At 63.9% G+C, this 20,582-nt stretch carries 18 protein-coding genes, 1 tRNA gene and 1 pseudogene; 9 read left to right on the plus strand and 11 right to left on the minus strand.

From position 1 onward, the window contains the following. Nucleotides 1-14: 14 nt before the first annotated feature. The 3 genes from ybeY to miaB are packed head-to-tail and all read right to left on the minus strand — an operon-like array spanning nucleotide 15 to nucleotide 2,918. Entirely contained in the window at nucleotides 15-485 is a 471-nt protein-coding gene (gene ybeY / locus QPK29_RS27450; RefSeq protein WP_371768964.1) for an rRNA maturation RNase YbeY, read from the minus strand. Then, a complete protein-coding gene (locus QPK29_RS27455) occupies nucleotides 466-1,560 on the minus strand; it encodes a PhoH family protein (RefSeq protein ID WP_056130056.1) in 1,095 nt (364 codons plus the stop codon). The genes ybeY and QPK29_RS27455 overlap by 20 nt, the downstream gene beginning before the upstream one ends. Next, nucleotides 1,557-2,918, minus strand: coding sequence for a tRNA (N6-isopentenyl adenosine(37)-C2)-methylthiotransferase MiaB (gene miaB / locus QPK29_RS27460; RefSeq protein ID WP_371768965.1), 1,362 nt, complete (start codon nucleotides 2,916-2,918; stop codon nucleotides 1,557-1,559). The genes QPK29_RS27455 and miaB overlap by 4 nt, the downstream gene beginning before the upstream one ends. 815 nt (nucleotides 2,919-3,733) lie before the next feature. Between miaB and QPK29_RS27465 the strand changes: the two are divergent. Then, nucleotides 3,734-4,054, plus strand: a pseudogene (locus QPK29_RS27465) (hypothetical protein); the annotation flags it as partial. A 209-nt stretch (nucleotides 4,055-4,263) separates the two neighbouring features. On the opposite strand, the gene QPK29_RS27470 reads toward QPK29_RS27465, so the two are convergent. After that, entirely contained in the window at nucleotides 4,264-5,106 is an 843-nt protein-coding gene (locus QPK29_RS27470; protein ID WP_056130063.1) for an HDOD domain-containing protein, read from the minus strand. Then, nucleotides 5,103-5,435, minus strand: coding sequence for a hypothetical protein (locus tag QPK29_RS27475; protein ID WP_371768966.1), 333 nt, complete (start codon nucleotides 5,433-5,435; stop codon nucleotides 5,103-5,105). Before QPK29_RS27475 ends, QPK29_RS27470 begins: the two co-directional genes overlap by 4 nt. 137 nt (nucleotides 5,436-5,572) lie before the next feature. On the opposite strand from QPK29_RS27475, the gene QPK29_RS27480 reads away from it, so the two are divergent. Then, a complete protein-coding gene (locus QPK29_RS27480; RefSeq protein WP_056130069.1) occupies nucleotides 5,573-6,124 on the plus strand; it encodes a DUF1697 domain-containing protein in 552 nt (183 codons plus the stop codon). 79 nt (nucleotides 6,125-6,203) lie between these two features. Here QPK29_RS27480 and QPK29_RS27485 read toward each other — a convergent pair whose 3' ends face one another. After that, entirely contained in the window at nucleotides 6,204-6,470 is a 267-nt protein-coding gene (locus tag QPK29_RS27485; protein ID WP_056130881.1) for a hypothetical protein, read from the minus strand. Nucleotides 6,471-6,985: 515 nt separating this feature from the next. Between QPK29_RS27485 and QPK29_RS27490 the strand changes: the two genes are divergently transcribed. After that, nucleotides 6,986-8,950, plus strand: a complete 1,965-nt coding sequence (locus QPK29_RS27490; RefSeq protein ID WP_371768967.1) for an AAA family ATPase — start codon at nucleotides 6,986-6,988, stop codon at nucleotides 8,948-8,950. Between the two features lie 294 nt (nucleotides 8,951-9,244). Here QPK29_RS27490 and QPK29_RS27495 read toward each other — a convergent pair whose 3' ends face one another. From QPK29_RS27495 to QPK29_RS27505, 3 genes are all read right to left on the minus strand, one after another. Beyond that, entirely contained in the window at nucleotides 9,245-10,594 is a 1,350-nt protein-coding gene (locus tag QPK29_RS27495; protein ID WP_371768968.1) for an RNA-guided endonuclease InsQ/TnpB family protein, read from the minus strand. A 96-nt stretch (nucleotides 10,595-10,690) separates the two neighbouring features. Then, nucleotides 10,691-12,382, minus strand: a complete 1,692-nt coding sequence (gene ybaL / locus QPK29_RS27500) for a YbaL family putative K(+) efflux transporter (protein WP_371768969.1) — start codon at nucleotides 12,380-12,382, stop codon at nucleotides 10,691-10,693. 58 nt (nucleotides 12,383-12,440) lie between these two features. Beyond that, the gene (locus tag QPK29_RS27505; RefSeq protein ID WP_371768970.1) at nucleotides 12,441-13,076 is read right to left on the minus strand and encodes a TetR/AcrR family transcriptional regulator; all 636 of its coding nucleotides are present in this window, start codon (nucleotides 13,074-13,076) and stop codon (nucleotides 12,441-12,443) included. Between the two features lie 94 nt (nucleotides 13,077-13,170). Here QPK29_RS27505 and QPK29_RS27510 point away from each other — a divergent pair, with 94 nt between their 5' ends. From QPK29_RS27510 to QPK29_RS27530, 5 genes are read left to right on the plus strand one after another with little or no spacing between them, the layout of a single operon-like run. Further along, a complete protein-coding gene (locus QPK29_RS27510; RefSeq protein WP_371768971.1) occupies nucleotides 13,171-14,352 on the plus strand; it encodes a lipid-transfer protein in 1,182 nt (393 codons plus the stop codon). 10 nt (nucleotides 14,353-14,362) lie between these two features. Then, nucleotides 14,363-15,484 carry an acyl-CoA dehydrogenase family protein gene (locus QPK29_RS27515; protein ID WP_371768972.1) on the plus strand — a complete coding sequence of 374 codons (1,122 nt, stop codon included), beginning with the start codon at nucleotides 14,363-14,365 and terminating at the stop codon, nucleotides 15,482-15,484. Then, on the plus strand, nucleotides 15,484-16,647 hold the full coding sequence (locus QPK29_RS27520; protein WP_371768973.1) for a CaiB/BaiF CoA transferase family protein: 1,164 nt from the start codon (nucleotides 15,484-15,486) through the stop codon (nucleotides 16,645-16,647). The genes QPK29_RS27515 and QPK29_RS27520 overlap by 1 nt, the downstream gene beginning before the upstream one ends. Nucleotides 16,648-16,666: 19 nt before the next feature. Further along, nucleotides 16,667-17,947 (plus strand): DUF445 domain-containing protein, encoded by a 1,281-nt coding sequence (locus tag QPK29_RS27525; protein ID WP_371768974.1) that lies wholly within the window; start codon nucleotides 16,667-16,669, stop codon nucleotides 17,945-17,947. A 12-nt stretch (nucleotides 17,948-17,959) separates the two neighbouring features. Next, a complete protein-coding gene (locus tag QPK29_RS27530) occupies nucleotides 17,960-18,286 on the plus strand; it encodes a putative signal transducing protein (protein ID WP_371768975.1) in 327 nt (108 codons plus the stop codon). Here QPK29_RS27530 and QPK29_RS27535 read toward each other — a convergent pair. Then, a complete protein-coding gene (locus tag QPK29_RS27535; protein ID WP_056130094.1) occupies nucleotides 18,283-19,449 on the minus strand; it encodes a mandelate racemase/muconate lactonizing enzyme family protein in 1,167 nt (388 codons plus the stop codon). The genes QPK29_RS27530 and QPK29_RS27535 overlap by 4 nt on opposite strands. 105 nt (nucleotides 19,450-19,554) lie before the next feature. On the opposite strand from QPK29_RS27535, the gene QPK29_RS27540 reads away from it, so the two are divergent. Next, nucleotides 19,555-20,454 (plus strand): LysR substrate-binding domain-containing protein, encoded by a 900-nt coding sequence (locus tag QPK29_RS27540; protein WP_371768976.1) that lies wholly within the window; start codon nucleotides 19,555-19,557, stop codon nucleotides 20,452-20,454. Between the two features lie 51 nt (nucleotides 20,455-20,505). On the opposite strand, the gene QPK29_RS27545 is transcribed toward QPK29_RS27540, so the two are convergent. Next, a tRNA-Met gene (locus QPK29_RS27545) sits at nucleotides 20,506-20,582 on the minus strand.

Raw genomic sequence — 20,582 nt, forward strand, 5'->3', positions numbered from 1 at the left:
GGGGACGACGATGATTAGTTCTCCGCGTACGGATCCGGATACCCCAGCGCTTCCATGATGTCGCGCTCGAGCTGCTCCATCTCCTCGGCTTCCTCGTCCGTCTCGTGGTCGAAGCCCTGCGCGTGCAATACCCCGTGCACGACGAGGTGCGCCGCGTGTTCCTCGACCGTCTTCTTTTGCTCGTCGGCTTCGCGCTGCAGCACGTCCGTGCACAGGACGATGTCGGCCCGCGTCGGTTCGTCGTCGGCGATTTCCGCGCCCTCGTTGTAGGCGAAGGTGAGCACGTTGGTGGCGTAGTCCTTGCCGCGGTATTCGCGGTTCAGGGTCTGGCCTTCCTCGGCGTCGACGAAGCGGATCGCCAGCTCGGCCGGGCCGAGGAGGGCGCCGCGCACCCAGCGCTCCACCAGTTCGGGCGTGAGGTCCGCTTCGAGGCGGGTGTCGGGGTACTGGACGTCCAGTTCGAGGTTATGCTTTTTTTCTTGCATGGCGGGTAGCGGCTGGTTTGGTCAAAGTGCCAGGGAGTGCGCCGAGTTCCTGCACCGACGCGGCCTTTTCGTAGGCGTCGACGATGCGGGCCACCATCGGGTGGCGCACGACGTCGGCGCTGGAGAACTGGGTAAACGCGATGCCGCGCACGTCCTTCAGCACGTGCATGGCGTCGACGAGGCCGCTCCGCTGCGTCTTGTGCAGGTCGACCTGGGTGACGTCGCCCGTGACGACGGCCTTGCTGCCGAAGCCGATCCGGGTCAGGAACATCTTCATCTGCTCGGCCGTCGTGTTCTGGGCCTCGTCGAGGATCACGAACGCGTGATTCAGGGTGCGGCCGCGCATGAACGCGAGCGGGGCGATCTCGATCACCTGCTTCTCGAACAGCTTCTGCGTGCGGTCGAAGCCGAGCAGGTCGTACAGCGCGTCGTACAGCGGGCGCAGATACGGGTCGACCTTCTGCGCGAAGTCGCCCGGGAGGAAGCCCAGGCGCTCGCCCGCTTCCACGGCCGGACGGGTCAGGATGATGCGCTTGACGGCGTCGCGTTCGAGGGCGTCGACGGCGCAGGCGACGGCGAGATAGGTCTTGCCGGTGCCGGCCGGGCCGATGCCGAAGCTGATGTCGTGTTCGAGCACGGCCTTCAGGTACTGGATCTGGTGCGGCGTGCGGCCGCGCAGGTCGTGGCGCCGCGTCTTGAGCATCGGGCTCACCAGTTCCTCGTCGTCGACCTCGTCGGCTTCCTCCGTGACCGAGGCGCCGGGTTCCTTCGGCGGCGGCGCTTCGGCATCCGCGTTCTTGGGTTTCAGGCCCGCGCGCTGTTCGACCAGCGCCAGCTGCACTTCCTCGATCGGCACGACCTTGTCGGCCACCGCGTAGAAGCGCTCGAGCAGCTCGACGGCGCGTTCGGCATTGGTCCCGCTGACGATGAATTTCTCGCCGCGCCGGAAAATGGTCACGTCGAGGGCGGCCGAGATCTGGCGCAGGTTTTCGTCAAGCGGGCCGCAGAGGTGGGCGAGCCGCGTGTTATCGAGAGGCTCGGGGAAGAAGTACGAAGGCTGGGTAGGCGTTTTCAACTGGCTTTGGCAATCGTATCAATGCGGGCGACCAGGTCGCCGCGCAGGGTGTAATCCAGGCTCTCGGTGATGCGCACGTCGACCAGCTGGCCGATGAGCGCAGCACTGTCGTCGCCCGGGAAGAAGTTGACGACGCGGTTGTTCTCGGTGCGCCCCTGGAGTTCGCCCCCGCCCTTCTTGGACGGACCTTCGACGAGGATGCGCTGCACGGTGCCGACCATGCTGGCGCTGGTCTTGCGGGTGTTGGCGTCGATCTGCGCCTGCAGGCGTTGCAGGCGCGCGAGCTTGACCTCGTGCGGGGTGTCGTCCGCCAGGTTGGCGGCCGGCGTGCCGGGGCGCTTGCTGAAGATGAAGGAGAAGCTGTTGTCGAAGCCGACGTCCTCCACGAGCTTCATCATCGCTTCGAAATCGGCGTCCGTCTCGCCCGGGAAGCCGACGATGAAGTCGGACGAGATCGAGATGTCCGGGCGCACCGCCTTGATGCGGCGGATGATCGATTTGTATTCCAGGCCCGTGTAGCCGCGCTTCATCGCCTGCAGGATGCGGTCGGAGCCGTGCTGCACGGGCAGGTACAGGTGGTTGACCAGCTGCGGGATCTTCGCGTACGCGTCGATCAGGCGCTGGGTGAATTCCTTCGGGTGGCTCGTGACGAAGCGCAGGCGCTCGACGCCGGGGATCTCGGCCACGTATTCCAGCAGCAGGGCGAAGTCCGCGATTTCTCCCGACTCCATCGCGCCGCGGTAGGCATTGACGTTCTGCCCCAACAGCATGATTTCCTTGACGCCCTGCGCGGCCAGGCCGGCGACTTCCGTCAGCACATCCTCGAAGCGGCGCGAGACTTCCTCGCCGCGGGTGTACGGCACCACGCAGTAGCTGCAATATTTACTGCAGCCTTCCATGATCGACACGTAGGCAACCGGGCCTTCGACCTTGGCCGGCGGCAGGTGGTCGAACTTTTCGATTTCCGGGAAGCTGATGTCGACCTGGGCCGCGCCCGTGTGGCGGCGCAGCTGGATCATCTGCGGCAGGCGGTGCAAGGTCTGCGGGCCGAACACCATGTCCACGTGCGGCGCGCGCTTGACGATGGCTGCGCCTTCCTGCGACGCCACGCAGCCGCCCACGCCGATGATCAGGTCGGGCTTGGCGCGCTTGAGTTCCTTCAGTCGGCCGAGGTCGGAAAACACTTTTTCCTGCGCTTTTTCGCGCACGGAGCAGGTGTTGAACAGGATCACGTCGGCATCATCCGGCGTGTCCGTGCGTACGAGCCCATCGGACGCGCCCAGCACGTCCGCCATCTTGTCCGAGTCGTACTCGTTCATTTGGCAACCGAAGGTCTTGATGAATACTTTTTTCTGCATGGAATGCTTCTAAGTGCTGTTGGGGGATCTCGAAAAACCGTCACGAGCGGCCGCGCTGGTGCAGGAGAAGCGCAGCTGTACGAGAGTACAGTGAGCGTCGCAGTGAGCCAGCGCAACGCGCAGCAGGTTTTTCGACGTTCCCTGATGCTTTGACAAGTGGTAGTCCAGTTTACCGTAAATCGGAAACACGCCGGAAAAGCGGGTGCGTGTGGCCGTGCGCGCCGCCATTCCGTGCTGAGCGGAATTCAGGATTTTCCCAGGGAAATATTTCTACAGTCGGTTACATTGTTAAATCTTGAATTTTTCTTTCTAGCTGTTATCTTTAAAGTTGCCGATTCGACTCGAATTAGTTTCTCCTTGTAAATCAAGAAGATCGTGTAGCTCGGCAATTGCAAAATTAGTCTAAAAAAACACTTGCGTGCGCCACAATTTGTCACCATGTGCTGAAATGACTATGTGACAAGCTTTCCACAAGTTAGCTTGATATCGGCCAATGAATTTCGTGCTCAGGTCGAGTGTGAGCCCGACATATGAGTTTGATAATTTGTCCGAAAGACAAGTGCATGTGGGAAGCGGGGAGTGCAAAAACCGCAGCGGCGACGGCAGTTCGGTCGCGGCGCCCTGACAGGGTTCCAACGCTGCATTCGTTTTTTCGCTTCCCGCCAAGGGAGCGCACGCGGTCCGGAGATGCGCCGGCCGATATGTCAGGTGGATGCCTGGTCAGTCGGTCTCGCAATCCGGGAACTTATGTTGATGAAACTTAGTCATTAAACACGGTTCGTAAGAGAACTATTTTAACCATTTACGAGGTCATCATGGCACATCACGCTTTGTCATCACAGGAAAGCTACAACCCGAACCATTTACTGGACATTCTGCTGGGCAAGATGCAGCTGAAGAACGACGCTGCGCTGTCGCGCATGCTGGAAGTCGCTCCGCCGGTGATCAGCAAGATCCGCCACCACCGCCTGCCGGTCGGCGCCTCGCTGCTGATCCGCATGCACGAAGTGACCGGCATGAGCATCCGCGACCTGCGTGACCTGATGGGCGACCGCCGCACCAAATATCGCCTGTCGGATGCCCAGGGCCGTCCGAAGCCCGAGGAAAAAGCTGCACAGCAAGCTGCTCAGCAGGCTGCGCAACAGCAACAAGCTCAGTCGCAAGCTCAGCAAGGCCAGCCGTCGCAATCGAACGACGCATCGTCTTCGACCAAGTCGCCGGGCAACTATGCGCACTGATGCCGCAGGCATGACAGCCGGTCCTGTCATGCCTTCGGACAGACCCGGCAGCGAAGCACCGCTTCGCTGCTGTCACTATCGATCATCCTGGGCTTGATCGGCCCTTTTCAAGCCATCAGGATGGTCGACATTTCGCCGAACTGCAGTTCCGTTTCGCGGAACAGGTGCAGATAGGCTTCTTCGTTCAATCCCATCGCATCCCAGGCCACGCTGGATACGCGCGGCACCAGTTCGTTATCTTCGCCGGCCAGGTCGAGCGCGTGCACGATGGCGTTGGCCACGTGCACGATCGTTGCCAGGAACCCCGCGCCGTGGATGTCGGGCGCGTGGTGGTAGGCGATCGCCTGGCGCATGGTGCTCGAAAAATTCCAGTGGTCGGCCAGGGCGACCCCCGCGTCGACGTGGTCGATGCCGAGGACGGCCTGTTCGGCGTCCTGCCAGTCGCCGCCGTGCTGCGCGTGCCAGGCCACGACCTGGGCATAGGCGTCCGGATGACCGGTCACCAGCACGAGCCGGCCGATGTCGTGCAGCAAGCCGGCCGTGAAGGCAATGTCCTGGTTGAAACGCATCCGGCGCGCCAGCGCACGTGCGCACGCGGCCGTGGCGATCGAATGGCGCCAGAACGCCTTGTCGTGGAAGCCCTCGCAGCGTCCGCTCGGGAAGCAACCCGTGATGGCGGCCGCCGTGATCAGGTTGCGCGTCGTCTGGAAGCCGAGGAAGGTGATGGCTTGCTGGATCGTCGTGACCTTCACTTGCAGGCCGTAGGTCGAGGAATTGGCCAGGCGCAGCGTTTTTGCCGTCAAGGCCTGGTCGTACGACACCTTTTTTGCCAGCACCGAGATGTCGATGTCTTCCTGCTCTATGCTGCTGAGCAATTCCATGACGACGGCGGGCAGCGACGGCAGGTCTTGCACGCCGGCAGCCAGTTGTTCGGGCGTCAAACGGTTCATGGGTTCACCTCGCGCTGCAGGCGGTAGTCTTCCACGTAGCGGCGCAGGATGCCGGTGGCCCAGTCGCCGAGGTCGTCGCGGTCGTGCTTGCGGAAGATGTGATCGAGCCGTGCCTGGACCGCTTCCGGATCGATGGGCAGCGGTTCGGGTGTCGCCTGGAGGATCGGCAGCATGTCGATACCATGCCGTGCCAGCGATGCCAGCATGGATTCGGTCAGCACAATACCCTGTGCCAGTAACACATTGCCTTTCCCGTCGCGCACGACGTCGGACAACACCATGCCCGGTCGGGTCTCGGCCAGCGGCGTCAGGTGGAAAGGACCGCTCATGCTTCCCTCATTTAATTTAATTTTTACAATGGATTGAATATTACCATCCGGTAAGGAGGGTGTGAGCGCCAGCGGGCCCGGGTGTTGTAAGCCGGTGTCTTAATGCTTATCTAATTCGGGCGCCGTACCATGCCTGGATGACTAGAAAACGCTACATTGTTTTATTAAGAGGCGTCAATGTCGGGCGGGCGAAACGCATCGCCATGGCCGACCTGCGCAAACTGATCGCGGATCTCGGCTACGAGCACGTGCGCAGTCTCCTCAACAGCGGCAACGTCGTGTTCACCGGTCCGGCCAAGCCGCATGACACGGTCGCGGCCGAGATCGAGGAGGCGCTCGTGCTCAAGCTCGGTGTCGCGTCCCGCACCGTCGTGCTCAGCTGCGATGACCTCGATGCGATCATTGCTTCCAATCCCTTGCTCGACCAGGCGACGGACCATTCCCGCCTGCTGACGTTCATTCTCGCCGGACCCCATTCGCGCGAGGCCGTCGAAACGCTGTGCGGCCAGGACTGGCGGCCGGGCGCGATGGCGCTGGGCGAGCGGGCGGCCTATGTCTGGTGCCCGGAGGGCATTCTCGACAGTCCGGTCGTGGCTGCACTGGGCAAGAAGCTGGGCGATGCGACGACGACGCGCAATTGGGCGACGCTGAGCAAGCTTCATACGCTGTGCCAGGAATTGCCGGCCTGAGCTGCAGGCCAGGAAAAACGGCGCCGTGCGGCGCCGTCGATCAACATTTCCGCGTCATGCGGGAAAGTCTTTCTTTTCCTTATTTGAATTTCTCGCTGCTGTCACGGCTGGCCCGGTAACCGATCAGGATCAGGCCGACCAGCATCATGGCAAACACTTCCGGTTCCGGAAGTTCGGACATCGAAGGGGAGGGCGGTGCCACCACTTCGTTGTGATTTACCGTCGACAGATCGGTCATGCCCCGCATGCGCAGCACGGCGTGACTGTTGTCAAGGTCAATGGCGGCGGCCTGGACGGCGCCACCCATCAAAAGACTGAGCGTTGCGGCAAGTGCGTATCGTTTCACGGTCATTCCTTATCCATGCATTGTCTGACTGTGGGGTACGTAACCCGCAAGACCGTGGCGGCGTCATGCGGATGATCCCAGCATAGCAAAAATGCGCCATGCATTGCGTCCGTTACGTGCCGTTAAAGCACGATAAACAGATGACAAAGTTAATCATTTTTAAATAAAACAAATGCAATCAATTAATCGATTGGCCATTGATAAAACGCCAAATACAAGACAAATTATTGCGATTTATTTATTGAACATATGAGATGGATAATAAAAACCGATGTCAATTTGATTACCCGTGTTGCGATTCAAAATTTTTTCACCGCACGGTATACACGTCGCTTTTCTTTGCGAGTATAGTCTCCATATCCCCATTGCCTTCGGGCATCAAAACAATATCAAACGCACACGTTTGAATACCTCGCGGTCCCCGCACCGCCGCCTTTCGCGTCCACTCGGCACTCCGGAAGGCACGTAATAACACATGCCGTATCACGCACCTTCGACCTTGTAAGAGTACCGATATGCCCAATTTTGCTCGACTTCAAATTGCCTTTAAGAATGTTTATGTCCGGATTCTGACCGCCATACTGCTCGGCGTGCTGACGGGCTGGGCAATCTACAAGGCCGATATCCCGCAAGATCCGTCGCCGGTCGTCTACTCGCAGAATATTTCCGAGATCACCCAGCTGGCTGCCCAGAAAGATCGTCTCGACTACCTGCTCGTCGCGAAGCCGCTGTCGGATTCGCCGCGCTATATCTACAAGTACAAGGATGCGCCGCAGCTGCACGTGGTAAAGGTGCCGAGCACGTCGCACCTGTCGCTGGAACGCGAAGTGCTGCTGAAGAACGCGATCCCGTACTCCATCGCCAAGGATGAATACCTGGCGTCCCACAAGGCCGTCCTGCAGGACGAAGGCGAAGGCGTCGGTGCCGACATCGTCGACTTCCTGAAGCGCCACGCGCTCGACCTGACCGTGCTGCTGGTGATCGTGTACGCCATGAAATTCGGCATCCCGGGCATGGGCATGAGCAGCCAGCTGATCACCCCGGACAAGCTGAAGGGCAGCATGGACGACCTGATCGGCATGGAAGACATCAAGCAGGAAGTGCTGCACCTGGAAGACATGATCCGCAACCGCGAGTTGTACAAAGAACACAATATCGACAAGCCGTTCAATGTCATGCTGACGGGCCCGGCCGGTACCGGCAAGACCAAGCTGGTGGGCTACCTGGCCAAGCGCCTCGACATCCCGCTGATCCAGGCGTCCGGTTCGGCGCTGGAATCCGGCTACGTCGGCGGAGGTTCGAAGGCGCTGAACGCCCTGTACCGCAAGGCGTCGAGCAAGGGCCGCTGCATCATCTTCCTGGATGAAGCGCAAAGCCTGTTCATGCCGCGTGGCCGCAGCGAAAAGAAATGGGAAGACGATACCGCGAACACCCTGCTGGGCCTGCTGGACGGCGTCAAGAGCGACAAGGGCCAGGGTGTGATCTGGGTCGTCGCCTCGAACTTCGACGATGCGTCGACGGACATGGACGAAGCGATGCTGCGCCGTTTCTCCGTGAAGATCAATTTCCGCCTGCCGAACAAGGGCGAGCGCAAGGAACTCCTGCGCAGCTTCCTGGCACGCAAGAAAGAAGGTCTCGTGGACTGGAACGACCTCGACCTGGACCAGGTCGCGGAAATCACCCAGAACCTGAGCCCGGCGCTGCTGGAGACCGTGGTCGAGCGCGCGTCGATGATTTCGATCCAGGAAAAGGCGATCATCAATACCGATTTGCTGTTCCGTGCCTACGAGCGTGCCACGATCGGCCTGACCGACCGCGCCACGACGGCCGAGAAGCTCAAGCAGCGCGAGCGCATCGCCGTGCACGAACTGGGCCACTTCTTCATGCAGATCGACCCATTCCTGCGCGCCGGCATGAGCCTGAGCGAGGTCAAGGAAAAGTCGCATCTGCTGAAGATCAGCACGGAAGCGGTGTCCAAGATCGGTGCGCTGGGTTATGTGCTGCAGTCCGGTGAAGACATGTCGCTGCGCACGCTGGAAGAGCTCGAGCGCGACGTGATCGGCCTGTACGGCGGCGTCGCGGCGGAAGAATTGTTCTACGGTGCACGCGGTATCTCGGTGGGCAGCCAGAACGACATCGAAAAGATCACGAAGATGCTGAACCTGATGGTCGGCCGCCTGTCGATGTATTCGCGCGCCAAGATCGACTACAGCCAGCTGCAGAACGACGCGTCCGGCGAGCACACGCTGCGCCAGGTCGAGGAGAAATCGGACGAGCTGTACAACTACACGCTGAATTCGATCCGCGACTACGAAGAGGTGATCGTGTCGATCAAGGACACGCTGCTGGACCAGTACGTGCTGTCGAAGGATGCCGTGTTCGCCTTGCTGGAAGAGCACCAGGACGCGCTGCTGGCCGGCCTGAATGCGCCGCGCCATGCCAGCCTGAAGCTGTGCGCCGAAGAGGCGGCCGTGGCCTGAACAAGTTTGGTGGTAGGGCACCTCGAAAAACCGTCGCGAGCGGCAGCAGATTTTGTTGAGAAGCGCAGCTGTACGAGAGTACAGCGAGCATCGCAGACGGAATCTGCAACGCGTAGCAGGTTTTTCGACGTGCCCGGTTGTTTGATGGTCTTGAGGTGATACTCAAGTTAATGCGGCGGACAGCGATGTCCGCCGTTTTTTTGCAGTTATCTTTTATTCCAGGCGTTGTACGATGCGGATTCTGCCGCTGCGATTATCGAGTCAATCGGAATCGCGCCAAACGTGTCACTGCTATCAAGAAGGTGGGCACAAGTGCACACCGTTCTCTTCCTGCCCCGAGCCGTCCTGCTGACCGTGCTCGTGCCTGGCAGGCGTCACTTTCCCGCCTCCCGCTGGCCCGTTGCCAGCGGCAGTACCCGGCGCCACCGCCGAACTCGCCACGGGTAGCGCAGATTGTGCCGCAAGGACACCGGTTGCGAGCCGCTGCAAATTGATGGCCGCATTGACATCGCGGTCATGATGCGCATCGCAAGTGGCGCAGGCCCAGACACGCTCCCCTAAACCCAGTGCGGAATACTTGGCGCCGCACGCTGAACACAGCTTGCTCGACGGGTACCAGCGGTCCGCTAACACGAGTTGGGTGCCGTAGCGCACGGCCTTGTACTGCAACTGGCGCCTGAATTCGTAAAAGCCGATGTCACTGATTGCGCGCGCTAAGCGAGCATTGGCCAACATCCCGCGCACGTTCAGGTCTTCGATCACGACCGCTTGGTTTTCGCGGCATAGTCGGGCGGTCAGCTTATGCATGAAATCGGCACGCACGCGGGCAATGCGGGCATGCAGCCGGGCCAGCGCGCGCGTGCCGCACGTCTGGTTCTTCGACACCGGAAGCCGTGTGCCTTTCGGGATCTGTCCTTTGATGCCGGCGTTTGCCTTCGCCGTCTCCAGTTTGCGTGACAGGCGCCGTGAGCGGATACGCAGGCGTCGTAGCGCAGCGGCGAGTGGGCGTGGCGCCGTGATCTTTTCACCATTCGACAGCGTGGCGGCCGCACTCACGCCCAGGTCGACACCGGCGACGCCATCAGCCATGCGGCGCAAGTGCGCAACGTGATCCGGCACATCGACCTGTACCGACAAATACCAATGATCTGCGCAGCGTCCGACACTTGCGCCTATGATCTTACCGGGCCAGCGCAAATGCTCGCACAGCAGCACGCGCCCAACCTTCGACAGGACCGCCACCATCCCTTCAAGTCGGAATTTGTCATTGGCCAGGTAGAACGCGTCGCGACAACGTCCCTTCTTTTTGAAACGTGGTCGGTGTGCATGCTGGCCGGCACGGCGTTGCTTGAAGTAGTGGGTCCACGCTTTCGCAAGATTCGCGAATGGTTGCGCATGGGCATCACAGTGGATAGTGCGTAGCCAGGGCTGGCCGTCGGCGTCCTGCCAGTCCGGATCCGAATACTTGATGCTGTTGAACTGCCTTTTCAGCGCCATTGCGTTCGGTTTCATGCCGGCGGCGACTTGGCGGTTCCACTCGGCCAGTGCCCAGTTCCAGACGCGCCTTGCGGTACCGGCAGCGCGCACGAAATAGTCACGCTGCGCGGGCGTGGGGGCAAGCCGGATGCGATGGGCCAGGAGCATGATGAATGATCATGGAGGAACACCCTGTTCGACCTCGACGAGCCCGATAGGTTCGAACCGACCTGTTACTCGCCTTGGGCCCTCGTCGTCGCGGAATCAGTGCGCCTGCGCGAGCGCCAGCCCGTCCAGAACATGTCGCGTCATGCTGCGCGCCAGTTCGTGTTCGCCGACGAGCACCGTGCCGCCCGTCTCTTCGCGCAGCAGGCGCGCCTCTTCCTCGTTGTGCGTGCGGACCACGCAGCGGATGCCGGGGTTCAGCGCCTTGGCCGTTTCGACCATCGCGCGCACGTGGAAGGTGTCCGGCGTCGCGATCACGAGCATGGATGCGCGCGCGATGTGGGCCTGGATCAGTACCGCCGGTTCCGCCGCGTTGCCCGCCACGGCCGGCTGGTCGCGCTTGCGCAGCTGGTCGACGATGTCGCGGTTCTGTTCCGCCACGACGTAGTGGATGCCTTCGCGGTCCAGCTCTTGCGCGATGCGCTTGCCCACGCGGCCGTAGCCGACCAGCACGACCTGGCCCGTCAGGTGCTCGTGCGTGACCGTCATCGGCAGCTCGGCCAGCGGATCGGGCGAGCGCGCCATCTTGCGCGCGTGGTCGGATTTCGCCAGCACCCAGTTCTGCAGCGGGCCGACCAGCTTGAACATCAGCGGGTTCAGGGCGATCGAGATGATGGCGCCCGCGAGGATCAGGTTCTGGCCCATCTCCGGCAGCAGGCCGAGCGAGATGCCCAAAGCAGCGAGGATGAACGAGAACTCGCCGATCTGCGCGAGGCTGGCCGACACCGTGATCGCCGTGTTGAGCGGATAGCGCAGCGCCAGCACGAGGAAGAACGCGGCCAGCGATTTGCCGACCAGGATGATGGCGACGACGCCCAGCACTTCCAGCGGACTATCCACGAGCACGCGCGGGTCGAACAGCATGCCGACGGAGACGAAGAACAGCACGGAGAACGCGTCGCGCAGCGGCAGCGTTTCTTCCGCCGCGCGGTGGCTCAGCTCCGATTCGCGCAGCACCATGCCGGCGAAGAAGGCGCCCAGCGCGAACGACACGCCGAACAGGTGCGACGACCCATAGGCGATGCCGACGGCCGCCGCGATCACGGCCAGGGTGAACAGCTCGCGCGAGCCGGTCTTGGCCACGCGCCACAGGAACCACGGGAACAGCTTGCGGCCCACGAGCAGCATGAACGCGATGAAGGCGCCGACCTGCAGCAGCGTCTTGCCGAGCGAGAGCCACAGCGACCCGCCTTCGCCCTTGCCGCCCAGCGGCCCCGCGAGCGCGGGCAGCAGCACGAGCACGAGCACCGTCACGAGGTCTTCCACGACGAGCCAGCCGACCGCGATGCGGCCGTTGAAGGAATCGAGCTCGCCGCGGTCTTCCAGCGCGCGCAGCAGTACCACCGTGCTCGCGACCGACAGCGCGAGGCCGAACACGAGGCCGGCCCCAAGGTCCCAGCCCCACAGGTGCGTGAGGCCGATGCCGAGCAGGGTCGCCACCGAGATCTGCAGCACGGCGCCGGGCAGGGCGATGCCTTTCACTTCGAGCAGATCGTCCAGCGAAAAATGCAGCCCGACGCCGAACATCAGCAGCATCACGCCGATCTCGGCCAGCTGCGACGCGAGATGCACGTCGGCGACGAAGCCGGGCGTGGCGGGGCCGATGATGACACCCGCGGCGAGATACCCGACCAGGGCCGGCAGGCGCAGGCGCACGGCCAGCATGCCGAACAGCAGGCCGAGACCGAGGGCTGCGGCGATGGTGGTGATCAGGCTGATGTCGTGCTGCATCCCGGCTCCTTGTATGTTGAACCGGGCCAGTATACGCGACACGACGAATGGAGGACGCTTACGGCACCGTGGCGAGATTCAATAACGCCTTGCGCACCGCCGCCCGCACGGCCATGAATTGCTCGCGCCGCGACTCGCGATCCAGCCGGAACAGCATCAACCCTTCGATCTGCGCCACCATCAGGATCGCGCGCTGCATGTACTCGTCGTCGGAGATCGCGGAATTCAGCCCGCGGATCAGGTTGTAGACGGTCTTGCGCTCGCGCGCCAGCATGCGGTCCATCAGGCTCGACGCGAACGCGTTGCGCGAGGCCAGCGCCCAGATCTCGAAGAACAGCGCGTGCGTGACCGGATCCGTGATCTCTTCCAGGAACATGTCCGTCGTGGAGAGGAACTGGTCCAGGCGCGGCCGGTCGCGCATCTCGGCCGAGATGCGGTCCATTTTGGCCTGGAATTCGTCCATCGTGGACAGCAGGGCCGCCTCCAGCAAGACGTCCTTGCTGTTGTAATAATGCTGGACGTTCGACAGGGTCATGCCCGCCTCGGCCGCCACCTTGCGCATCGACAGCCCGGCATAGCCGTCCTCCGCGAGCAGCCGGCGCGCGGCCTGCAGGATCGCGTGCACCCGCTCCCACCCTTTTTCGGTCGTGAGGGAGGGTTTGTTGCGCAGGGTCTGGTCGATCGTTGCCTTCATGCCCGGCATTATCGCACGGCATGCTTTGAAAAGCAGGTCGACTGACCTATAATCGGTCGGATAGGTCGGCTGACCTAATAAAAAGGAGACGACGATGAGCCGCAAAGTCCATGTGACCGGCGTGGGGATGATCCCGTTCGCCAAACCGGGGGCGAGCGCCCCGTACCACGAGATGGGGGCCCTGGCCGCGCGCGCCGCGCTGGAAGATGCGGGCATCGGCTGGGAGGACGTCGAGCAGGCCTATGCCGGCTACGTCTACGGCGATTCCACCTGCGGCCAGAAAGCCTTGTACGGCGTGGGCATGACCGGTATCCCGATCGTCAACGTCAACAACAACTGCTCGACCGGTTCCACGGCGCTGTACCTCGCGCGCCAGGCCGTGCAGGGCGGGGCGGCCGATTGCGTGCTCGTGCTGGGCTTCGAGCAGATGAGTCCCGGCGCGCTGGCGTCCGTCTTCACGGACCGTCCCGCGCCGTTCGACGATTTCGACGCCGTCACCGACCGCCTCGTCGGCAAGCCCGAGATCCCGCTCGCGCTGCGCTACTTCGGCGGCGCCGGCCTCGCGCACATGGAGAAATACGGCACGCCGCTGGAAGCCTTCGCGCGCATCCGCGCCAAGGCCAGCCGCCATGCGGTGAACAATCCGCTGGCGCTGTTCCGCAAGGAGGTCAGCGCGCAGGACGTGCTCGACGCGCCCGCGATCTGGCCCGGCGTAATGACGCGCCTGATGGCCTGCCCACCCACGTGCGGCGCCGCGGCGGCCGTGCTGGTATCCGGGGAGTTCGCGAAGAAGCGCGGCCTGCGCGCCGACGTCCACATCGCCGCGCAGGCGATGACGACGGACCGCCCCGGCACGTTCGATTCGAACGACATGATGCGCCTCGTCGGCTACGACATGAGCCGCGAGGCGGCGCAGAAGGTCTACACGCAGGCGGGCATCGCACCGGACGACCTGGACGTCGTCGAGCTGCACGACTGCTTCGCCCACAACGAGTTGATCACGTACGAGGCGCTGGGCCTGTGCCCGGAAGGCGGCGCCGATAAATTCATCCGCGACGGCGACAACACGTATGGCGGCAAGGTCGTCACGAATCCGTCCGGCGGCCTGCTGTCGAAGGGGCATCCGCTCGGCGCGACGGGCCTCGCCCAGTGCTTCGAGCTGACGCACCAGTTGCGCGGCACGGCGGGCGCGCGCCAGGTCGAGGGCGCGCGCACGGCGCTGCAGCACAACCTGGGCCTGGGCGGCGCGTGCGTCGTCACCCTGTATCAAGCGTGAGGAGCCGGCGATGACGACGGAACTGGACACCTTCCGCACCGCCGTGCGCCGCTTCGTGGCGGCCGAAGTCGTGCCGCACCAGCAGCGCTGGCGCGCGCAGCAGCATGTCGACCGCGCGCTGTGGAGAAAGGCGGGCGAACTCGGTCTGCTGCTCGCGGACGTGCCCGACGACTTCGGCGGCTCGGGCGGCACGTTCGCCCACCAGGCCGTCGTGTTCGAGGAACTGGCGCTGGCCGGCGACACCGCGTTCGGCCTGCACGTGCACGCGATCGTCGCGCACTACCTGCTGAACCACGGGACGGAAGAACAGAAATACAAATACCTGCCGCGCCTCGCGAACGGGGACCTCATCGCCGCGATCGCGATGTCCGAACCGGGTGCCGGGTCCGACCTGAAGGGCATCCGCACGACGGCCGTGCGCACCGACCTGGGCTACCGCCTGAACGGGTCCAAGACCTTCATCTCGAACGGCTTTCTCGCCGACCTGGTCCTTGTCGTCGCCAGGACCGACCCGGCCGCGGGCGCGAAGGGCATCTCGCTGATGCTGCTGGAGACGGCGAACAATCCGGGCTTCCGCGTCGGCCGCATCCTCGAGAAGATGGGGCAGAAGGGGCAGGACACGTGCGAGCTGTTCTTCGATGACGCCATCGTCGCCCTGCAGAACGTGCTCGGTGGCGAAGAAGGCCGGGGCTTCGCCCAGCTGATGACGGAGCTGCCGTACGAGCGCACGATCGTCGGCGTGGCGGGCGTCGCGTGCATCGAGCGCGCGCTCGACCTGACGATCACGCACGCGCGCGAGCGCCGCGCGTTCGGCCAGGCCCTCATCGACATGCAGAACACGCGCTTCGTGCTCGCCGAGTGCAAGACCGAGGCGACGGTGGCGCGCGTGTTCATCGATCGCTGTATCGAGGACCTCGTCGCCGGCCGCATGGACACGGTGCGCGCATCGATGGCCAAGTACTGGATCACGGACCTGCAATGCAAGATCGTCGACCGTTGCCTGCAGCTGTTCGGCGGCTACGGCTACATGCTCGACTACCCCATCACGCAGATGTACCTGGACGCGCGCGTGCAGCGCATCTATGGCGGGGCGAACGAGATCATGAAAGAAATCATCGCACGGTCGCTGTGATGAAGAACGGACCTTTGAATGGCCTGCGCGTGATCGAACTGGTCGGCATCGGCCCATGCCCGTTCGCCGCCATGATGCTGGCCGACATGGGGGCGGACGTGATCCGCATCGACCGCAAGCCCGATTTGCAACCCGCCTCTTCGGCGCCGAATCCGTACCCGACGCTGGGCACGAAATACGACGTGATGGCGCGCGGCCGCCGTTCGCTGGCGCTGGACCTGAAGCATCCGCGCGCACGCCAGCTGCTGCTCGACCTCGTGACGAAGGCCGATGCGCTCGTCGAGGGCTTCCGGCCCGGCGTGATGGAGAGACTGGGGCTCGGTCCGGACCTGTGCATGGAGCGCAATCCCCGGCTCGTGTACGGCCGCGTCACCGGCTGGGGCCAGACCGGCCCGCTGGCGCCGGCGGCCGGGCACGACCTGAACTATGTGGCGCTGTCCGGCATGCTGCATGCGATGGGCGACGCCGACCGGCCGCCGTCTCCGCCATTGAACCTCGTCGGCGACTTCGGCGGCGGCGGCATGATGCTGGCGTTCGGCGTCGTCTGCGCCGTGCTGGAAGCGCGGATATCGGGCCGCGGGCAGGTCGTCGATGCCGCGATGACGGACGGCGCCGCGCTGCTGGGCGCCATGACGTACGGGCTGCGCGCGCACGGCGCGTGGTCGGCCGCGCGCGGCGCCAATTTCCTCGACGGCGGCGCGCCGTTCTATGCCACGTATGCCTGTGCGGACGGGAAGTTCATTGCCGTCGGCGCCATCGAGCCGCAGTTTTACGCGCGCCTGCTGGCGTTGACGGGCGCGTCGGATCCGGCGTTCGCGCGCCAATGGGATCGTGAAGACTGGCCGGTTCTGAAGGAAAAGTTCGCGGCGCTGTTCGCCACGCGCACGCGCGACGCGTGGAGCGCGCTGCTGGAGGGGACCGACGTGTGCTTCGCGCCCGTGCTCGACATGGACGAGGCGCCGCGCCACCCGCACAACGCGGCGCGCAAGACCTTCGTCGACGTCGACGGCGTCACCCAGCCTGCGCCCGCGCCGCGCTTTTCGCGCACGCCGGGCCAGGCCGGGAGCGTGGCCGCGCCGGGGCAGGACGGGGCCGCCGTCCTGGCCGACTGGGGCTGGACGGACAACGCCATCGCCACGCTGCGGCGCGACAATATCGTCTAGGCTGGGCTACGATGGCGGCATGGACACTTTGCCTTCCAAGGAACTTGAATTGCGCCAGTCCAAGCGCCTGGCGCTGGGCTTTTTCATCGGCGCCGCCGTGCTGTTCGTCGTCGCACTTCTGCTGTCCACCCGCTGGCCCGGCAACTGGTGGATCGGGCTGCTGAAGGCGTTCGCCGAAGCCGCGATGGTCGGCGCGCTGGCCGACTGGTTCGCCGTCGTCGCCCTGTTCAAGCGGATCCCGATCCCGTTCGTGTCGCGCCACACGGAGATCATCCCCGCCAACAAGGAGCGCATCGCGGATAATCTCGCCGCATTCGTGCGCGATAAATTCCTCGACACGGATTCGATCGTGCGCCTGATCCAGCGCCACGACCCGGCGCAGAAGGTCGCGGACTGGCTGACGAAGCCGGAGAACACGGAACGCCTGGGCGACACGCTCGTGCGCGTGGCCGGTTTCGCGCTCGACGTCATCGAGGACGCGGCCGTGCAGGATTTCATCCGGCGTGGGGTGCACGGTGTGGTCAAGAGCGTCGACCTGTCGCAGACGGCGGGCACGATCGTGGAAAGCCTCACGCGCGACGGCCGCCACCAGCAGATCCTCGACGAAGGCATAGCGCAGCTGGCGAACCTGCTGGCGAACCCGGAGACCCAGGACTTCATCGCGCAGGGCATCGTCGACTGGCTGCGCGACGAGTACGCGTTCGTGGAAAAGATGCTGCCGTCGGAACTCATCGGCCGCAAGGGCGCGGACATCTCCGTGCGGCTCGCGGCGGGCATTCTCAAGCGCGTGAGCGAGGACCCCGAGCATCCGCTGCGGCGCCGCTTCGACGTCTTCACGCACGATTTCATCGAACGGCTGAAGACGGATCCGGCGTTCATCGAGAAGGGCGAGGACATCAAGCGCCACCTGATCGGCGACGCCAGCGTGAACGGCTACATCGGTTCGCTGTGGGGCGACCTGAAAGGCTGGATCAAGGCCGACCTGCACAAGGAGGATTCGGTGCTGCGGCGCCGGATCGTCGCGACCGGCGCGTGGATCGGCAGGACGCTCGCCGAGGATCCGGTATTGCGCACGGCGCTGAACGAGAACCTGGAACTGGCGGCGCGCGGCGCGGCGCCCGAATTCGCGGGCTTCCTGACGCACCACATCGCCGACACGGTGAAACACTGGGATAGTGGCGAGATGTCGCACCAGGTCGAAATCAACATCGGCAAGGACTTGCAATACATCCGCATCAACGGCACTATCGTGGGCGGGTTGATCGGCGTCGTGCTGTACCTGCTGTCCGCGCTGGCCTGAAAGGAGCTCGTCATGCATGCATCGAACGAACCGTTGGACGGACTGCTGACCGGCGTCCCCGACCTGGCACGCCTGCCGGGCCGCGACCTGGTGGAGGTGGCGCGCTACCTGATCCCGCTGGAAGCGAACCTCGTGCAGGGTTGCCTCGTCGCCTCCGGCATCCCGGCCGTGCTGGCCGACGCCCACCTCGTGCAGACCGACATGCTGCTGGCACCCGCGCTGGGCGGCGTGCGCATCCTCGTCCCCGAAGATCATCTGCAGCACGCGCTGGCCGTGCTGGCGGCGTTCGCGCGCGGGGAATTCGAACTCGGCGAGGATGCGGACGTGAGCGGCGCTTAAGCGGACAGTTCGCGCATCACCCGAATCAGGTCCGCCTTGCCCTCGAAGCCGATGCCCGGCAGGTCCGGCATCGTGATGAAACCGTCCTCCACGCGTACGCCGTCCGGGAAGCCGCCGAACGGCTGGAACAGGTCGGGATACGATTCGTTGCCGCCCAGGCCCAGGCCGGCCGCGATGTTCAGCGACATCTGGTGGCCGCCGTGCGGGATGCAGCGCGTGCGCGACCAGCCGTGCTGGCGCAGCATGTCGAGCGTGCGCAGGTACTCCACCAAGCCGTAGGAGAGGGCGCAATCGAACTGCAGCCAGTCGCGGTCCGGACGCATGCCGCCGTAGCGGACCAGGTTGCGCGCGTCCTGCATCGAGAACAGGTTCTCGCCCGTCGCCATCGGCTTGTCGTAGTAGTTGCGCAGGGTGGCCTGCAGTTCGAAGTCGAGCGGGTCGCCCGCTTCCTCGTACCAGAACAGATCGTAGCGCGACAGGGCCTTGGCGTAGGCGATCGCGGTGTCGAGGTCGAAGCGGCCGTTGGCGTCCACGGCCAGTTTCTGCCCGTTCTTCAGCACGGACTGCACGGCGTCGATGCGGCGCAGGTCGTCGTCGAGCGGCGCGCCGCCGATCTTCATCTTGACGACGTTGTAGCCACGCTCGATGTAGCCGCGCATCTCGTCCTTCAGCTTGTCGAGATCCTTGCCGGGGTAGTAGTAGCCGCCGGCCGCGTACACGAACACGTTGCGGTGCGGGCGGCCGTCGCCGTAGCGGTCGGCCAGCAGCTGGAACAGCGGCTTGTCCGCGATCTTCGCGACGGCATCCCACACGGCCATGTCGATGGTGCCGATGGCAACGGAGCGCTCGCCGTGGCCGCCCGGCTTTTCGTTGGTGAACATCGCATCCCAGATCCGGTGCGGATCGAGGTTGTCGCCCGCGTCGTCCAGCAGGGATGCCGGATCGGCCTCGAGGATGCGCGGGATGAAGCGCTCGCGCATCAACTTGCCCTGGCCGTAGCGGCCGTTGGAATTGAAACCGTAGCCGACGACGGGCTTGCCGTCTCGAACGACGTCCGTGATGACGGCCACGAGACTCAGGGTCATCTTGCTGAAGTCGATGTAGGCGTTGCGGATGGGGGAGCTGATGGGGAGTGTCTGTTCGCGGATGTCGACGATTCTCATGGTGGCCTCGCTGGCGTGTTGTTCAAGCGTGCAGGGTAAATCTCCGGGGCGCTCCTATAATTCGCCGTGTGTGAATTGATTATTGAATTTAAGTGAATACCAGGTATGGATAACAGCGGCGCATCCGAACTCGAATTCTTCGTGCTGGTCGCGCGGCACGGCTCACTGGCGGCCGCCGCCCGCGCGCTCGACCTTACGCCGCCGGCCGCGACGAAGCGCCTCGCGCAAATGGAGGCAAGGCTGGGCGTCCGGCTCGTCAACCGCACGACGCGGCGTCTGTCGCTGACGAGCGAAGGCGAGACCTACCTCGCGCACGCGGCGCGCATCCTGGCGGCGATCCGCGAGATGGAAGACGCGGTCGCGTGCAACCGCACCGCCCCGCGCGGCCTGCTGCGGGTGAATGCGAGCCTCGGCTTCGGCCGCACGACGATCGCGCCCATCGTCTCCGCGTTCTGCAAGCGTCATCCGCAGGTCGAGGTGCAGCTGGACGTGACGGACCGCCCCGTCGACCTGGTGGAAAGCGGCTACGACCTCGCCATCCGTTTCGGCGCGCTGCCCGACAAACGGCTGGCCGCGCGCCGCGTGCTGTCGAACCGGCGCTTCCTGTGCGCGTCGCCGCGCTACCTGCAGCAGCACGGCGAGCCGCAGACGCTGGCGGACTTGGCGCGCCACCGCTGCATCCTGCACCGCCAGAACGACGACGCGTACGGCATCTGGCGTTTCAACGAGGGCGAGGACAGCGAGGTGGTGAAGGTGCACGGGGCGTTGTCGAGCAACGACGGCGACATCGTGCTGGGCTGGGCGCTGGACGGGCATGGCATCCTGATCCGCTCGGAGTGGGATCTCGCCAAGTATGTGAAGAGCGGCCGGCTGCGTGTCGTGCTGCCGCAGTACGCGCTGCCGGCGGCCGATTTGTTCGTCTGTTACCTCAACCGCAGGAACCAGGCGGCGCGCACGCGGGCGTTCATCGATTTCCTGGTCGAGCACCTGGGCGAGACCGGGTAGGCCGGAATGGAAAAAGCCGCCGGCTCTTGCGAACCGGCGGCTTTCCGAATCTGGTGGTGATAGGTGGACTTGAACCACCGACCCTAGCATTATGAATGCTATGCTCTAACCAACTGAGCTATATCACC

This window comes from Massilia orientalis, assembly GCF_030411975.2.
Classification (GTDB): domain Bacteria; phylum Pseudomonadota; class Gammaproteobacteria; order Burkholderiales; family Burkholderiaceae_D; genus Telluria; species Telluria orientalis.

Bases quoted from the DNA above. Each gene is read 5' to 3' on its own strand.
- ybeY (WP_371768964.1), bottom strand. From the start codon at position 485: ATGCAAGAAAAAAAGCATAACCTCGAACTGGACGTCCAGTACCCCGAC.
- miaB (WP_371768965.1), bottom strand. From the start codon at position 2,918: ATGCAGAAAAAAGTATTCATCAAGACCTTCGGTTGCCAAATGAACGAG.
- QPK29_RS27470 (WP_056130063.1), bottom strand. From the start codon at position 5,106: ATGAACCGTTTGACGCCCGAACAACTGGCTGCCGGCGTGCAAGACCTG.
- QPK29_RS27475 (WP_371768966.1), bottom strand. From the start codon at position 5,435: ATGAGCGGTCCTTTCCACCTGACGCCGCTGGCCGAGACCCGACCGGGC.
- QPK29_RS27480 (WP_056130069.1), top strand. From the start codon at position 5,573: ATGACTAGAAAACGCTACATTGTTTTATTAAGAGGCGTCAATGTCGGG.
- QPK29_RS27490 (WP_371768967.1), top strand. From the start codon at position 6,986: ATGCCCAATTTTGCTCGACTTCAAATTGCCTTTAAGAATGTTTATGTC.
- QPK29_RS27495 (WP_371768968.1), bottom strand. From the start codon at position 10,594: ATGCTCCTGGCCCATCGCATCCGGCTTGCCCCCACGCCCGCGCAGCGT.
- ybaL (WP_371768969.1), bottom strand. From the start codon at position 12,382: ATGCAGCACGACATCAGCCTGATCACCACCATCGCCGCAGCCCTCGGT.
- QPK29_RS27505 (WP_371768970.1), bottom strand. From the start codon at position 13,076: ATGAAGGCAACGATCGACCAGACCCTGCGCAACAAACCCTCCCTCACG.
- QPK29_RS27510 (WP_371768971.1), top strand. From the start codon at position 13,171: ATGAGCCGCAAAGTCCATGTGACCGGCGTGGGGATGATCCCGTTCGCC.
- QPK29_RS27515 (WP_371768972.1), top strand. From the start codon at position 14,363: ATGACGACGGAACTGGACACCTTCCGCACCGCCGTGCGCCGCTTCGTG.
- QPK29_RS27520 (WP_371768973.1), top strand. From the start codon at position 15,484: ATGAAGAACGGACCTTTGAATGGCCTGCGCGTGATCGAACTGGTCGGC.
- QPK29_RS27525 (WP_371768974.1), top strand. From the start codon at position 16,667: ATGGACACTTTGCCTTCCAAGGAACTTGAATTGCGCCAGTCCAAGCGC.
- QPK29_RS27530 (WP_371768975.1), top strand. From the start codon at position 17,960: ATGCATGCATCGAACGAACCGTTGGACGGACTGCTGACCGGCGTCCCC.
- QPK29_RS27535 (WP_056130094.1), bottom strand. From the start codon at position 19,449: ATGAGAATCGTCGACATCCGCGAACAGACACTCCCCATCAGCTCCCCC.
- QPK29_RS27540 (WP_371768976.1), top strand. From the start codon at position 19,555: ATGGATAACAGCGGCGCATCCGAACTCGAATTCTTCGTGCTGGTCGCG.